Raw genomic sequence first — 13369 nt, 5'->3', positions numbered from 1 at the left:
CCCGAAACCGATCGATCCAAGCCCAGGGAGCAGCCCATGCCCATTTTCGATTTCCTCCGCGGACAGTTCATCGACGTCATCCACTGGACCGACGATACCCGCGACACCATGGTCTGGCGCTTCGAGCGCGAAGGCCACGAGATCAAGTATGGCGCCAAGCTGACAGTGCGCGAGGGGCAGGCCGCCGTCTTCATCCATGAAGGCCAGCTGGCCGATGTCTTCACCCCCGGCCTCTACATGCTGGAAACCAACAACATGCCGATCCTGACCAGTCTGAACCACTGGGATCATGGCTTCCGCTCGCCCTTCAAATCCGAGATCTATTTCGTTAACACCACCCGTTTCAACGATCTGAAATGGGGCACCAAGAACCCGATCATCGCGCGCGACCCCGAATTCGGCCCGGTGCGGCTGCGCGCCTTCGGCACCTATTCCGTGCGTGTCACGGATGCTGCGCGCTTCATGACGGAAATCGTGGGCACCGACGGCGAATTCACCGCGGACGAGATCACCTTCCAGATCCGCAACGTGATCGTGCAGGAAGCCAGCCGCGTTCTGGCCGCCTCCGGCATCCCGGTGCTGGACATGGCCGCCAACACGGGCGAACTGGGCAAGCTGGTGGCGGCGCAGATATCGGCGACGGTCGCCTCCTACGGGTTGACCATTCCCGAACTCTATATCGAGAATATCTCGCTGCCCCCGGCGGTCGAGGCGGCGCTGGACAAGCGCACCTCCATGGGGATCGCGGGCGATCTGACCCGGTTCACCCAGTATTCCGCCGCCGAGGCCATGACCGCCGCGGCCGCCAACCCCGCCGGCGGGGGCGGCATGGGGGCCGGTCTTGGCATGGGCATGGGCATGGCCATGGCGAACCAGATGGCACAGCCCGGCCCTTGGGGCGCGGCCCCCGTTCAGGCACCCGCAGCACCGCCGCCGCCCCCGGTCGAGCATGTCTGGCACATCGCAGAGAATGGCCAGACCAGGGGGCCATTCTCCAAGGCGTCGATGGGCCGCATGGCCGCCGATGGTGCGCTGAGCCGCGACAGCCTGGTCTGGACCCCCGGCCAGGATGGCTGGATGCGGGCCGAGGATGTGGCCGAACTGGCGCAGCTGTTCACCATCCTGCCCCCGCCGCCGCCACCACCCGCCGGCTGACCCACCGCGCATCCTTCCCGCGCGCCACGGCTTGCGCGCCGGACGCTGAAAGACCCTTTTCCGCATGACTGACGCCTCAGCCCCCGCCCCGGTTCAGGAACACCGCTTTCCCTGCGAGCAATGCGGCGCCGATTATCGCTTTGCGCCCGGCGAAGGCGCGCTGGCCTGTGATCATTGTGGCCATCGTCAGCAGATCGCAGCGCCGGGGCCCTGGTCCGGCGCGCTGAGAGAGCTGGATTTCAACGCCGCCCTGTCGCACAGCCTGCCCGCCTCGGAGATCGAGGAGACGCGCATCTCCACCTGCACCAGTTGCGGCGCGCAGGTCGAATTCGATCCGGCCGTGCATGCGCTGGAATGTCCGTTCTGCGCGACCCCGCTGGTGGCGGATACCGGCACGCATCGCCATGTCAAGCCGCGCGCGGTGCTGCCCTTCGCGCTTGACGAACGCGCGGCGCGCCGCGCCATGACCGACTGGCTGGGCAAGCTGTGGTTCGCACCGAACGGGCTGCAGGACTATGCCCGCAAGGGGCGCGCCATGGCCGGCATCTACGTGCCCTACTGGACTTTCGATGCCGATACGCAAAGCCGCTATACGGGCCAGCGCGGCACGGTCTACTACGAGACGATCACCGTGATGCGCGACGGCAAGCCCGCCCGCCAGCAGGTGCCGCGCATCCGCTGGACGCCCGTGTCCGGCCGCGTGAAGCGCTGGTTCGACGATGTGCTTGTGCTGGCCGCGAACAGCCTGCCGCGCCGCTATACCGAAGGGCTGGAACCCTGGGACCTGTCCGCCCTGCAACCCTATCGCCCCGAATACCTGGCCGGATTCCGCGCCGAGGGCTACACGGTCGATCTGGAACAGGGCTTCGGCCTTGCACGCGAAAAGATGGACCGCGTGATCGAACGCGACATCCGCTTCGATATCGGCGGCGATCAGCAGCGCATCGGTCAGGTCGATACCCAGATCAAGGACGTGACCTTCAAGCATGTGCTGCTGCCTGTCTGGCTGGCCGCCTATAAATACCGTGGCCAGACCTACCGTTTCGTGGTCAATGGGGCGACCGGCCGGGTGCAGGGCGAAAGGCCCTGGTCGGCCTGGAAGATCGCCTTTGCCGTGATCCTTGGCGCGCTGGTCGCGGGGGCTGTTGGCTACGGGATCGCACTGAACGAAGGAATGATGTGATGACTGACACCGCCGCAACCCTCGACGGGCTGCTTCTCGCCCGCCACAGCTGCCGCGCGTTCCGGCCCGACCCCCTGCCCGACAGCCTGATCGGCGACATCGTGGCCAGCGCCGGGCGCGTGCCGTCGTGGTGCAACGCGCAGCCCTGGCAGGTCATCGTCACCCGCGCCCCCGAAACAGACCGCTTCCGCGAAGCGCTTCTGGCCGCGGCCACAAGCCAGCCTGCCCAACCCGATCTGGAATGGCCGCGCCAATATACCGGCGTCTATCGCGACCGCCGCCGGACCTGCGGCTTCCAGCTATACGACAGCCTTGGCATCCCCAAGGAAGACCGCGCCGCGACCCATGCGCAGATGCTGGAAAACTATCGTCTTTTCGGCGCGCCCCATGTGGCCATCGTCACGACCGAGGCCGATCTGGGCCCTTACGGCGCCATGGATACGGGCGGTTTCGTGGCGCTTTTCACCCTGGCGGCGCAAGCGCGCGGCGTGGCCTCGATCCCGCAGGCCGCAGTGGCGGCACAGGCCCCTTTCCTGCGCGACTGGTTCGGCATCCCCGCGCATCGCCACATCCTGTGCGCGATTTCCTTCGGCTTCGAAGACGCGGACCACCCGGCAAATACCTTCCGCACGGAACGCGCCCCCCTGTCCGAGGTCCTCGAGCTGCGCGGCTGACCGCCCGGTTCTTCTTGCGTCAAATATCCTCGGGGGGATCGTCGAACCGGGTTCGACGCAGTCGAACGCTGTTCGACGTTGGGGGGCAGACAGCCCCCCGCCCGCATTGGCCACGAACCGCGCCCGGCATTACCCCTGGCGGATCGGCACCCTTGCGCTTTTGGCCGCTTCGGGGCCTTTCCTGGGGATGCTGATGGTCAGAACGCCATCCTTCAGATGGGCATCCACCTTGTCGGCCTGCGCATCGGTCGGCACGCGAAAGCTGCGGCTGAAGGATCCGTATTGCCGTTCGCTGAAGAACCAGGTCTCGCCCTTGTCCTCGCGGCTGGATGATTTCTCGCCCTTGACGGTCACCATGCCCTCGTGAACCGACACGTCGATATCCTTTTCCTCGACACCGGGCAGTTCCATCGTGATGCGGTAGGCATCGCCATTCGTCGAGGCATCTGACGCGGGCGCCAGCCAGTCGGCCATGCGCGTCCCCAAGCTGCGGAACGGCTCGGCCAAAGAGGGCCACAGCCCCGCGGCATGTGTTTTCTCGACCATGATACTCCTCCTCCTTCAGAAGTTTCGGTGATGCTGCAACTCTGCTTTGACGCGAATCGCATGCCTTGATCCGGATCAAAGTCCGGCGTAGTCAGGGCGCAAACAGCAAGGAGACACGGTACCATGCGCGCACTCATCCAGCGGGTCACCCGCGCCTGCGTCAGCGTGGACGGGCAGCAGATCGGCCAATGCGGGCATGGCCTGATGATCCTGGTCTGCGCCATGCAGGGCGATACCGAGGCCGGGGCCGATCAACTGGCGTCCCGGATCGCCAAGCTGCGCATCTTCAAGGATGACGAGGGCCGGATGAATCGTTCGGTGCTGGACACGGCAGGTTCGGCGCTGGTCATCAGCCAGTTCACCTTGGCCGCCGACACGTCGCGCGGCAATCGCCCCGGCTTTTCCGCCGCAGCCGCACCCGAGGACGGCCGCAGGCTCTACGAGCGTTTCGCGGCCAGCCTTGCAGCACTGGGGATCGCGACAGAAACCGGCCGTTTCGGCGCGGATATGGCGGTGGAGCTGATCAATGACGGCCCGGTGACCATCTGGCTTGAAACCTGAGGCCGTCGGTTACGGTTCGCGAAACGCCTCGCGCGACTTGTAAAGCGGCTTGAGAAGGTATTGCAGCACCGTCTTGCGCCCCGTGTGCAATTCGACAGAGGCCTGCATCCCCGGCCGGATCTGGACCGAGGCCTGCCGGTCGGTCAGGTTCTCCATATCCACCCGCAGCGTGACCCGGTAATGCGCCGCCGCATCCGGGTTGCGCGCACGTTCGTCCTTGAACGTATCGGCCGAAATCACATCGACCCGCCCCTTGAGCGTGCCGAAGATCGTATAGTCATAGGCCGTCAGCTTGATCGTCGCCTCCTGGCCGGGCCGGATATTGGCAATGTTCTCGGGGCGTACGCGCGCCTCGACGAACAGTTCCTCGTCCAGCGGGATGATCTGCAGGATCTCCTCGCCGGGGCGCACCACCCCGCCGATGGTCGAGACCGACACTGCCTTGACGATGCCGCGCAGCGGGCTGACCAGCACGGTCCGCGTCAGCTGGTCCTGGCTGGACTTGAGGTTCTGGCGCAGCGTGGCCAGTTCGCGCAGGGTCGTGGCATAGGCGTCGGCGCGTTCCAGCTCGGCCCCGGTGACGATCTCGTCATGGCGGATGCGGGCATCGGCATGGGCCTTGCGGGCGCGTGTCACCTCGATCAGGGACACGATCTTGCGCTCCAGCATCGTCTCCATCATCTGCATTTCCTGCCGGGCCTGATCCATCACCCGGCGCGCGCCGGCCGCGCGGCTTTCGAAATCGGTCTGGCGCGCCTGCAACAACACCTGCTCGGACGCCACCATCGCCGGATTGCGCGCGGCCAGATCGGCAGGCACGCCAAAGGCGGGCTGTCCCGCCAACTCGGCCTCAAGCCGCAGGCGGCGGATTTCCAGCGCCGCGATCTGGTCCAGCAGGTCATCGACCGAAGTGCGGAACTGCGTGCCCTGCAACCGCGCCAGCACATCGCCACGCTGCACCATGTCGCCTTCGCGCACCGCCAGTTCGGCCAGGATACCCCCTTCAAGGTTCTGGATGATCTGCGGCCGCGAGGCCGAGATCATCTCGCCCTCGGCGCGCACGATCTCGTCGACCCAGGCCATGCTGGCCCAGATGATGAACAGCCAGACGGTGCCCGCGCAAAGCCATATCGTCAGGCTGGGCCCGCGCAGCCGCGCGTTCAACTGCGCGGCAAGGCTGATGGCGGGATGCGCCATTCTCATAGGCCGCCCCCCGCCGGTGTCGCCAGATGCGCCAGCACCTGATCGCGCGGCCCATCCACCGCCATTCGCCCGTTCTGCAGCACCATCACCCGATCCGTCAGCGACAGGATGGGCATCCGGTGGGTGGCGATGACGACCGTGCGCCCCTCCATCCAGCCTTCGAGGCGGCTGATCAGCGTCGCTTCAAGCCGCTGATCCAGCGCGGCGGTCGGTTCATCCAGCAGGCAGACCGAAGGGTTCTGCAGCCACAGCCGCGCCCAGCCCAGCGACTGGCGCTGCCCCACCGACAGACCCGCACCGGCATCGCCCAATTCCAGGTCCAGCCCGCGCGGGTGCGCCTTGACGAAGGGACCGAGCCCCGCGAAATCCAGCGCCTCCATCAGACGATCGTCATCACGCTCCAGCAGGCTGAAGGTCAGGTTGTCGCGCAGGCTACCCGCGAAAAGGCGCACATCCTGCCCAAGGTATCCGATGGCGCGGCGCAGGTCGCGCGGCGCGATCTGGCCCATTTCCGTGCCATCGACAAGGATGCGCCCCCGCGACGGCCCATGCAGCCCGGACAGCAGCCGCAGCAGCGTGGACTTGCCCGAGCCATTGGCGCCCAGAACCGCCACATGCTGGCCCGGCAGGATCGCAAGGGCCGGAATGTCCAGCACGGTTGCCGCCTCGTCGCTGTAGCGGAACTGGATCTCGCGCAGCTCGTAATGCCCCGCCAGACGGTCGCGCCGCAGATAGCTGCGCCCCGTTTCGTGATCCTGCGGCGCATGGGCGATGTCATCCAGCGCATCCAGCGCCGTGCGCACATTACCCCAGCGCGCCATGGTGCTGGCCAGTTGCGACAGCGGCGCCAGCGTCCGGCCCGTCAGGATGCCGACAGCGATGATCGAACCCACGGTGAATTGCCCGGCAAAGACCAGGTAGGCCCCGATCACCACCGCCGCGACATAGGTGGCCTGCTGCACGCCCTGCGCCCAGATCGTCAGCGCCGAGGCCAGCTTGCGCTGCTCGGACGAGGTGACCGCCGACAGTGTCGTCAACTCGGACCACAGGCGCCGCATCCGGTCTTCACCGCGCAGGGTCTTGACCGTCTCATGCTCGTAGATGACTTCCTGCAAAAGCCGCGCCGCGCGGACGGACGCGCCCTGCCCCTCTTCGGTCAGGCGCATCATGCGCCCCTGCATCAGGAAACCGGGCAGCACCATCAGCACCCCGCCCAGCACCAGCACCCAGACAACGTTGCCCCCGATCGAGGCGACAAGCAGCAGGAACACGAACACGAAGGGAATATCGGCCAGCGTGCCCACCGTGGCCGTGGTGAAGAATTCCCGCACCGATCCGAAGTCGCGCATCGCGCTGAATATCTGCGAGGGGCTGCGCCCCGCGATATCCGACCGCGCCCCGAGAATGCGGTCCATCAGACGCGCCTGCACGGCCAGTTCGATCTGACGGCCCGCCCCGTCCATCAACTGCGCCCGCGCCGCCTTGAGCGCGGCCTCCATCAGCAGCGCCAGCATCGCACCGCCCGCCAGCACCCACAGGGTCGCCTGGGACTGGTGCGGGATCACGCGATCATAGACCTGCAGCGAAAACAGCGCGACCGCCACCGCCAGCAGGTTCGCCACGAAAGACCCCAGCATCACATCGGCGAAAGGGCGCCGCAGGGCGGCAAACTCGCCCCAGAACCAGTGCCGCGCCGCGGGGGGCGCCACATGGGCCGTGGCAAGCCCCGCGACCGGCGCTTCGGCCTGCACGATCATGCCAAGGAAATGCGGCAGGAAATCCGACAGCGGCACCTCAAGGCGCTTGTCCGGGCTGGTTGCCTCGAAGATCGTGACCGCGCCATCAGCTGCATCACCCGCCTGCCCCAGCACCAGAACCCATTGCCCGCCCCGCATCTGCGCCAGCGCCGGCCACATGTCCGGCGTGAAGGCGATCACCCGGCGAACCTGCGTGGCCAGGCCGCAGATCGCATAGCACGGCGTCACCGCATCCGCCGGGCTGTCCGGGGCGGCATCGGCCACAACAAGCGCCTCGATCACATCGCGGCGCGACAGGTTGCGCCCCAGCAATCCGGCATGGGCCACGACAAGACTGGCCAGATCGCCGATTGCCGGATCGATCGATGCCAGGCGCGGATCGACCGTGGCCGGGCGCGGATCGGCCACGGATTGCAGCCGCGTGCGCGGGGCCTCTGCCGGATCGACCCGATCCGCGATCCGGGGTTGCACCGCCCCGGTCACAGCTTGTCCCCGTCAGCCAGAAGGCCCAGTTCGGCCGCGATGTCCAACTCGGCCTGCATGGCACGATAGGCCAGCCCCGCCGCCTGCTGCTGCTGGCGCGCGAATTGCTCGTAAAGGCCAACCACATCCATCACCTGCCGCTGGCCGGCATCATATTGCGCCTGAAACAGATCCAGATTGGCCTTGGCCTTGCTGGTCAGCACCATGCCTTCCTGCGCCTGACGCGACAGCGCGGTGCGTTCCTGCTGCAGGCGGCGCAGGCGCCGTTCGGATTCCTCGCGGGCCTGATCAACCTTGCGCCGCTCGCTTTCGGTCGCGGCCTCGACCGCGCGCAAGTCATCGGCGGTGCCGAACCCCAGCGGGCGCGCAGTGCGGATATCCAGCGAGGGATCGGGCGCGCCACGCCCCAGCGCGGCAGTGGCGCTGAGCCCCGGCAAAAAACCCGCCCGATCGATGCGGGCACGCGCCATGGCGCGTTCCTGCTCGGCCTCGGCCATGCGGACAGGCAGCGGCACCGGCACCGGATCGGGCAGCCGCAGCGCGGCAAGACCGCCGCGCGTCAGGGCTTCACCCTGCAGCATGGCCGGATCGACGCCCACCGCCGACAGTTCCGCCACCGCCGCGCGTGCCGCCTCGCTTTCGCGCTGTTCGGTCGAACGGATCTCGGCCAGCTTCTGGCGCAGCACCTGCAGGTCGGACTGATCCGAAATGCCGCCCGCCACGCGTTCGGACATGATCCATTCGAAATGTGACATGTCCCGTTCCGCCGCGCGCGCCAGTTCCGACTTGTCCTGCGCCTCGCGCGCCGCCAGATAGAGCGTCAGCGCGCTCAGCACACGGGCATTGCTGTCCTGCACGAGGGTCACGGCGGCCACCTCGACATCGGCCTTGGCGAAATCGCGTTCCGCCTTCTTGCGCCCGTTGTCGAAGATGACCTGTTCGACCACCAGCATGGCCACCACCGAACCAAGACTGGTCAGGCTGACCTGCGGGCCGATACTGGGCAACCAGTTGCGCGACTGCGCCCGCGCGCGCAAACGGGCGCTGCGCAAGGCAGCCCCCGCAGGGCGGCTGTCCGCCGCCAGGACCGCATCCGCCACGCTGGCCAAAGCCGAGCCGCCGGGCAGCGCGCTGCGCCGCCCCATCAGATCGTTCAGCAAGGCCGAGGCTTCGGCGGCATCCTGCCCCGCACCACCCGGATCGAGGCCTTCGGCCACGGGTGCCGGTTCGGGCATCAGCATGCGGCTGACCCCCGCCCCTTCGGTTCCCGGCAAGCAGCCCGGCAGACCCAACAGCGCGACACATGCCAGAAAGGGCCCTGCCTTGCGGGTTGCTCTGCATTTCCTGTCGCCCTGCCTCATGCCAGCCCCTTGTTGCGGTGCCTGTTCTTTTGGCGTGGCCATCCTGTGCATGGCCACGCGGTTGTCCGGCCCTCTGGCCTGCGTCAGAAGATCCTCACATCCTCGTCCACGATCACGCGCGCCTCGCCTAGCGAATAGACCGCGTAATTGCGGCCTTCGACCACCTCGGTCCCGTCGCGCATGGCACCGGCCAGCGTAAGGCTGTCATCGCTGCCGCCATGAATGGTCAGGCTGCGCTGATCCGGCGACAACGCAAGGATCTGCGCCTCGGTCAGGGTCAGGGTGCTGTCCTCGGCGAAAGACAGGTCGATCGCGTCGATGCGCGCCCCAGCGGCAACCGGCCCCGCAAGGTCGATGACCGAGGTATTCAGCGCATCGAAGGCCAGGAAGGTGCCGCTGGCATTGCCCGCCGTGTCCGTCGCGGTGATCAGCAGGTTCGACCCGTCCGGTAAATGACCGCCGACAAAGCCGCCCGCCTCCGTGATCATGCCGAAACTGTGCAGCGTTTCACCCAGCGGCGCGATGGGCGTGGCAACATTGTCCACCGGGGACAGATCCCCATCGGCCTCGATCTCGGTCAGGGTGATCTGATCGCCCGTCATCTCGATCGAGACAGAGCGGATCCCGGCTGCGTCGCGCGTATAGGAGGCCACGATCGGGTTGGTCGGCACATCGGTATCGATGGTCAGCACCTGTGTCAGGCTGCCCATGTTGCCCGCCGCGTCGCGCGCATGCACGACCATGTCCAGCGTGTGGTTGCCCTGCGGCACGACCTCGCCCGGAATGAAGGCGCGCCAGTTGCCCGCCGCATCCACACTCGCCTGGTAGAACTGGCCCTGGAATTCGACCTGCACCGTGGACCGCTCCGTGATGCCGGGAAGCGCCTCGACCTGGCCGGTGACGGCGAAACCCGCCTTCGCCTCGTCAAGGTTGATGGTGTTGTCGCCGGTCACGGGCCCGGACAGTTCCAGCAGGTTGAGCCGTGTATCCACGCGCACGGATTGGCTGATCACATCGGTATTCTGCGCGCTGTCGGTGGCGACGGCGCGCAATTCGGTAACATATTCGCCGGTGCGGATCTCGGATGGCGTGAAACGCACGCTCCAGCGGCCATCGCCCAGCACGCGCGCCTCGTGCTCGACCCCGTCCAGCGTGACCATGACGCGCGACCCCGGCTCGACCTGGCCGGTGACGAACAGGCCGTCATCCGCGTCATCGCCATTGATCACCCCGTCAGCGGCCACGCCGGTCGAGGTCCAGTTGAAATCGCGCACCTCGGTATCAAGCACAACCGAGCGATTGGCACTGGTGCTGTTGCGCGCGGCATCCGTCGCCGTGGCGGTGACGGCAAGATTGCCCTGTCCTTCCGGCAGGTCAGCCGTTTCGAAACGCACGCGCCACAGGCCCGCGCCATCCACATCGGCCTGTTTCCTGACATCGCCGACCTGAACCCAGACCTCGGCGCCCGGATCGGTGGTGCCGCTGATGCGGACACCCGCCTGACGCTCGGCATCGTTGATCAGGCCGTTGCGGCCGATCCCGTCGTCGATGGTCACATCGACAACCGTGTCCACCCGCACGGTGCGGCTGGCCGTATCCACGTTGCCGGCCGCATCGCGCGCCGTGACGTTGAAGGTGGCGTCATATTCGTCGCGTGCGAAATCATTGCCCGCGAAACGCGCCGACCAGGTGCCATCATCGGCCACGGTGGCCTGGCGCGTGATCGAGCCGAACCGCACCTCGACCTGCGAGCCGGGCTGCGTCGTGCCGCGCAGGGTCACCCCGCCATCGGCCGCATCGGCATTGATCACATTGTTCGTCCCCAGCGGCGCGGGGTCGATCGTCAGATGATGCAGCGTATCCACGCGGATCGCCGCCGTGGCGCGACCGATATTGCCCACCGCATCCGAGGTGGTCGCCGTCAGCGTCGCCTCATGCTCGCCGGAACCGGCCGATCCGGCCGGATAGGTGACGCGCCAGGTGCCATCGCCCTGCACCGGCACGGTGCGGGTGATCGTATCGGTCCCGTTGAACAGGGCCAGCGTCAGCATGTTGCCGGGCGTCGATGTCCCGGTCACCACCAGATCGCCCGTCGCCTCGTTGCGGTTGACGGTACCGTCACCCGCCACAAGCCAGGACTGGATCACGATCGGATCGGGGATCGTGTCGACCCTGACCGTATCGCGGTAGCTTGCGCTGTTGTTGTAGGCATCTGTGGCCGTCACGGTCACGTCGCGGGTATAGTCACCTTCGGGCAGTTCGCCCGGCGTGAACAGGACCGTCCATTGGCCTTGCTCATTGGCAGTCGTACTGTGGGTGACATTGCCGATCGCCACGTCGATCCGCGCGTCCGCCTCGCTGGTGCCGGAAATGTCGACACCATCGCGGTGATCGTCGCCATTCACCACATGCCCTGTCGACACGGTCCCGTCCGTGAAGGTCAGGTCCGGCGGTGTGGTGTCGATGGTGACCGAAGGCCCGCTCAGGTCGATCTTTGCGCCACCGGGTTGCGTGACCTCGACCTCCACGGGATAGGTGCCGTCCGCGGGAAAAGTGTCACCCTCGAAGACGACCTGCCAGTTCCCATCCTGATCGGGCCGGGTCACGATGACCTTGTCCCCGATGGTGACCTCGACTTCGGCGGCGGGATCCGCGGTGCCGCTGATGCCGATGCTCGGGCTGTCACCGCCCCCCAGGACAATCGGATCACGCTCGTTGACGGTGGGCAGGCGCGGCCCGGACGGCACCTGCTGGACAGGGATGTCGGGCTGGGCCGGCGCGGGTTGGGCGCCGGGTTGCGGCTCCGTGCCGCCACCGCCACCCAGCAGCGCCCCTGCCGCCACGGTTCCGGCCGCGAGGGCGCCAAGGCCACCGGCGGCACCCAGTCCGCCACCGCCCAGCAACAGCCCCGCCCCCAGCATGCTGACATTGTCGTCATCGCTTGCCGGGGCCAGTATCTCGTCACCGCCAAGGAAAACGAGGTCCTCATGCGGGCTCCACTTGCCCCAGACCTCGGTCGGGCCGTATTGCGCATAGATCGCGCCGCCTGCCCCTTCCACAAGGGTCACCTCGCTGAGATAGCCATCGGCACTGATGAACAGTCGCGCGACCGCGCCCTCATCCTCGGCAAAATAGCCCTTGAGGACGATCACCCTGCCATCGGCCAGCGTGACATGCAGATCCGAACCGACCTTGTCATAGGCCTTGAGTTCGAACTGCCTGATATTGAGAGAAATCTCTTCCCCGGCCGATACGTCGATCACCGAGGTGGCAGCGCCCGCATCAACCGTGCCGCGCCGGGTTGCACCCATGATGGGGCGCACGACAAAATCCATTGTCTTCATGTTATCACCGCTCTACTCGTTACCGCCGATTGACCCGGCTTTTTTACTACTTGGCTGACAGCATAGGCGTTTCGCCGCCCTCTTGCTAGAGTTTTTTTGGCCACACACCCCCAGATAGGGGCCATGCCCCCAGATATTGTTGCGATCTGCCGCGCTTTCTACGTGGCTTGTGCCTCGGAAGATCTGCCGCCTAGTCTGTCAGAAAGGGCGCCGCCCGCATGGTATCGGGGATGGGCGCACCCAGCCGCGACAGGATCGTCGGCGCCAGTTGCAATTGGTCAAGCAGGGTGTCGGACGCCGGACCGCGGGCCGGACCGAAATAATAGAGCGCCACATCCCGCTGCAGATCAGAATTGCCCCCGTGATGGCCACGCGCGTCCTGACCATGGTCGGCGGTCACGATCACCTCATACCCCATGGCCAGCCATTTCGGAATGAACGGGGCCAGCATCTCGTCCATGACTGCGCAGGCGTGATCCATCTCCTGGCAGTCGTGGTAGAAACGGTGCCCCATGCTGTCCAGGGTACAGGTATGAAGGATGCCGTAATCCAACCCGTGACGGGCGCAGAGCATGGTCAGAGTGGCGAAAAGATCCACGTCCGAGGGTGTCATCTGGTTGATCAGGCCGTAGCCGGTCATCGTGTGGAACCGGCCATGGTTGATCGTGGCGCTGTCCGGTTCGTCATATTCGATATCCCGCACCAGGTCGAACGGTGCGCGGTTGAAGAATTCGGACCAGAAGGAATGCGTGACCGCGCCGGTGATGCCCCCCGCCGCACGCACCTGCGAGAACACGTCAGGCTGCGACAGGCGGAAGACGTTGCCATTCCCGGTGCAGCCATGTTCCTGCGGGGTCACGCCCGTATGGATAGAGGCATAGCAGCTCGCCGAGATCGAAGGCAGCACCGATCGCATGACCCAGGTCTGCGCCTGCCCCGCCTCGACCCAGCCTTCGAGATTGCCGAACAACCGCCGCCAGTTGCGCAACGGCACACCATCAAGAATGATCAGAAGCAGCTTGTGTTGCATGGGGTTTTCTCTTGCAGGCCGCGCACCGGCGGCGAATGTGGGAGCCTCCGGCGGGGATATTTGGGGCAAGAA

At 66.4% G+C, this 13369-nt stretch carries 10 protein-coding genes; 4 read left to right on the top strand and 6 right to left on the bottom strand.

The features are described 5' to 3' along the window. Positions 1 to 36: 36 nt before the first annotated feature. The 3 genes from ACMUJL_RS16995 to ACMUJL_RS16985 all read left to right on the top strand — a co-directional run bounded on the left by ACMUJL_RS16995 (position 37) and on the right by ACMUJL_RS16985 (position 3012). Positions 37 to 1155 carry an SPFH domain-containing protein gene (locus ACMUJL_RS16995; RefSeq protein WP_375572237.1) on the top strand — a complete coding sequence of 373 codons (1119 nt, stop codon included), beginning with the start codon at positions 37 to 39 and terminating at the stop codon, positions 1153 to 1155. A 64-nt stretch (positions 1156 to 1219) separates the two neighbouring features. After that, the gene (locus ACMUJL_RS16990) at positions 1220 to 2338 is read left to right on the top strand and encodes a primosomal protein N' (replication factor Y) - superfamily II helicase (RefSeq protein ID WP_375572239.1); all 1119 of its coding nucleotides are present in this window, start codon (positions 1220 to 1222) and stop codon (positions 2336 to 2338) included. After that, on the top strand, positions 2338 to 3012 hold the full coding sequence (locus tag ACMUJL_RS16985; RefSeq protein ID WP_375572241.1) for a nitroreductase family protein: 675 nt from the start codon (positions 2338 to 2340) through the stop codon (positions 3010 to 3012). Before ACMUJL_RS16990 ends, ACMUJL_RS16985 begins: the two co-directional genes overlap by 1 nt. 129 nt (positions 3013 to 3141) lie before the next feature. On the opposite strand, the gene ACMUJL_RS16980 is transcribed toward ACMUJL_RS16985, so the two are convergent. Then, a complete protein-coding gene (locus ACMUJL_RS16980) occupies positions 3142 to 3558 on the bottom strand; it encodes an Hsp20/alpha crystallin family protein (RefSeq protein ID WP_068292538.1) in 417 nt (138 codons plus the stop codon). 123 nt (positions 3559 to 3681) lie between these two features. Here ACMUJL_RS16980 and dtd point away from each other — a divergent pair, with 123 nt between their 5' ends. Further along, positions 3682 to 4119 carry a D-aminoacyl-tRNA deacylase gene (dtd, locus tag ACMUJL_RS16975; protein WP_375572243.1) on the top strand — a complete coding sequence of 146 codons (438 nt, stop codon included), beginning with the start codon at positions 3682 to 3684 and terminating at the stop codon, positions 4117 to 4119. 9 nt (positions 4120 to 4128) lie between these two features. On the opposite strand, the gene ACMUJL_RS16970 is transcribed toward dtd, so the two are convergent. The 5 genes from ACMUJL_RS16970 to ACMUJL_RS16950 all read right to left on the bottom strand — a co-directional run bounded on the left by ACMUJL_RS16970 (position 4129) and on the right by ACMUJL_RS16950 (position 13297). Continuing rightward, positions 4129 to 5316 (bottom strand): HlyD family efflux transporter periplasmic adaptor subunit, encoded by a 1188-nt coding sequence (locus ACMUJL_RS16970; RefSeq protein WP_375572245.1) that lies wholly within the window; start codon positions 5314 to 5316, stop codon positions 4129 to 4131. 2 nt (positions 5317 to 5318) lie between these two features. Next, complete coding sequence (locus tag ACMUJL_RS16965) at positions 5319 to 7451, bottom strand: ATP-binding cassette domain-containing protein (protein WP_375573852.1); 2133 nt, start codon at positions 7449 to 7451, stop codon at positions 5319 to 5321. A 107-nt stretch (positions 7452 to 7558) separates the two neighbouring features. After that, positions 7559 to 8923 carry a TolC family protein gene (locus ACMUJL_RS16960; RefSeq protein WP_375572247.1) on the bottom strand — a complete coding sequence of 455 codons (1365 nt, stop codon included), beginning with the start codon at positions 8921 to 8923 and terminating at the stop codon, positions 7559 to 7561. A gap of 83 nt (positions 8924 to 9006) precedes the next feature. After that, a complete protein-coding gene (locus ACMUJL_RS16955) occupies positions 9007 to 12267 on the bottom strand; it encodes an Ig-like domain-containing protein (protein WP_375572249.1) in 3261 nt (1086 codons plus the stop codon). A 190-nt stretch (positions 12268 to 12457) separates the two neighbouring features. Continuing rightward, positions 12458 to 13297, bottom strand: a complete 840-nt coding sequence (locus ACMUJL_RS16950) for an alkaline phosphatase family protein (RefSeq protein ID WP_375572251.1) — start codon at positions 13295 to 13297, stop codon at positions 12458 to 12460. Positions 13298 to 13369: the final 72 nt, after the last annotated feature.

Source organism: Seohaeicola sp. (assembly GCF_048006315.1).
Taxonomy (GTDB): domain Bacteria; phylum Pseudomonadota; class Alphaproteobacteria; order Rhodobacterales; family Rhodobacteraceae; genus Seohaeicola.
Note: the sequence above shows the minus strand (reverse complement) of the source record. Positions and strands in the feature narration are given on the sequence as shown.

Excerpts from the sequence above, each read along its gene's own strand:
- ACMUJL_RS16995 (WP_375572237.1), top strand. The coding sequence starts at position 37 with ATGCCCATTTTCGATTTCCTCCGCGGACAGTTCATCGACGTCATCCAC.
- ACMUJL_RS16990 (WP_375572239.1), top strand. The coding sequence starts at position 1,220 with ATGACTGACGCCTCAGCCCCCGCCCCGGTTCAGGAACACCGCTTTCCC.
- ACMUJL_RS16985 (WP_375572241.1), top strand. The coding sequence starts at position 2,338 with ATGACTGACACCGCCGCAACCCTCGACGGGCTGCTTCTCGCCCGCCAC.
- ACMUJL_RS16980 (WP_068292538.1), bottom strand. The coding sequence starts at position 3,558 with ATGGTCGAGAAAACACATGCCGCGGGGCTGTGGCCCTCTTTGGCCGAG.
- dtd (WP_375572243.1), top strand. The coding sequence starts at position 3,682 with ATGCGCGCACTCATCCAGCGGGTCACCCGCGCCTGCGTCAGCGTGGAC.
- ACMUJL_RS16970 (WP_375572245.1), bottom strand. The coding sequence starts at position 5,316 with ATGGCGCATCCCGCCATCAGCCTTGCCGCGCAGTTGAACGCGCGGCTG.
- ACMUJL_RS16960 (WP_375572247.1), bottom strand. The coding sequence starts at position 8,923 with ATGAGGCAGGGCGACAGGAAATGCAGAGCAACCCGCAAGGCAGGGCCC.
- ACMUJL_RS16955 (WP_375572249.1), bottom strand. The coding sequence starts at position 12,267 with ATGAAGACAATGGATTTTGTCGTGCGCCCCATCATGGGTGCAACCCGG.
- ACMUJL_RS16950 (WP_375572251.1), bottom strand. The coding sequence starts at position 13,297 with ATGCAACACAAGCTGCTTCTGATCATTCTTGATGGTGTGCCGTTGCGC.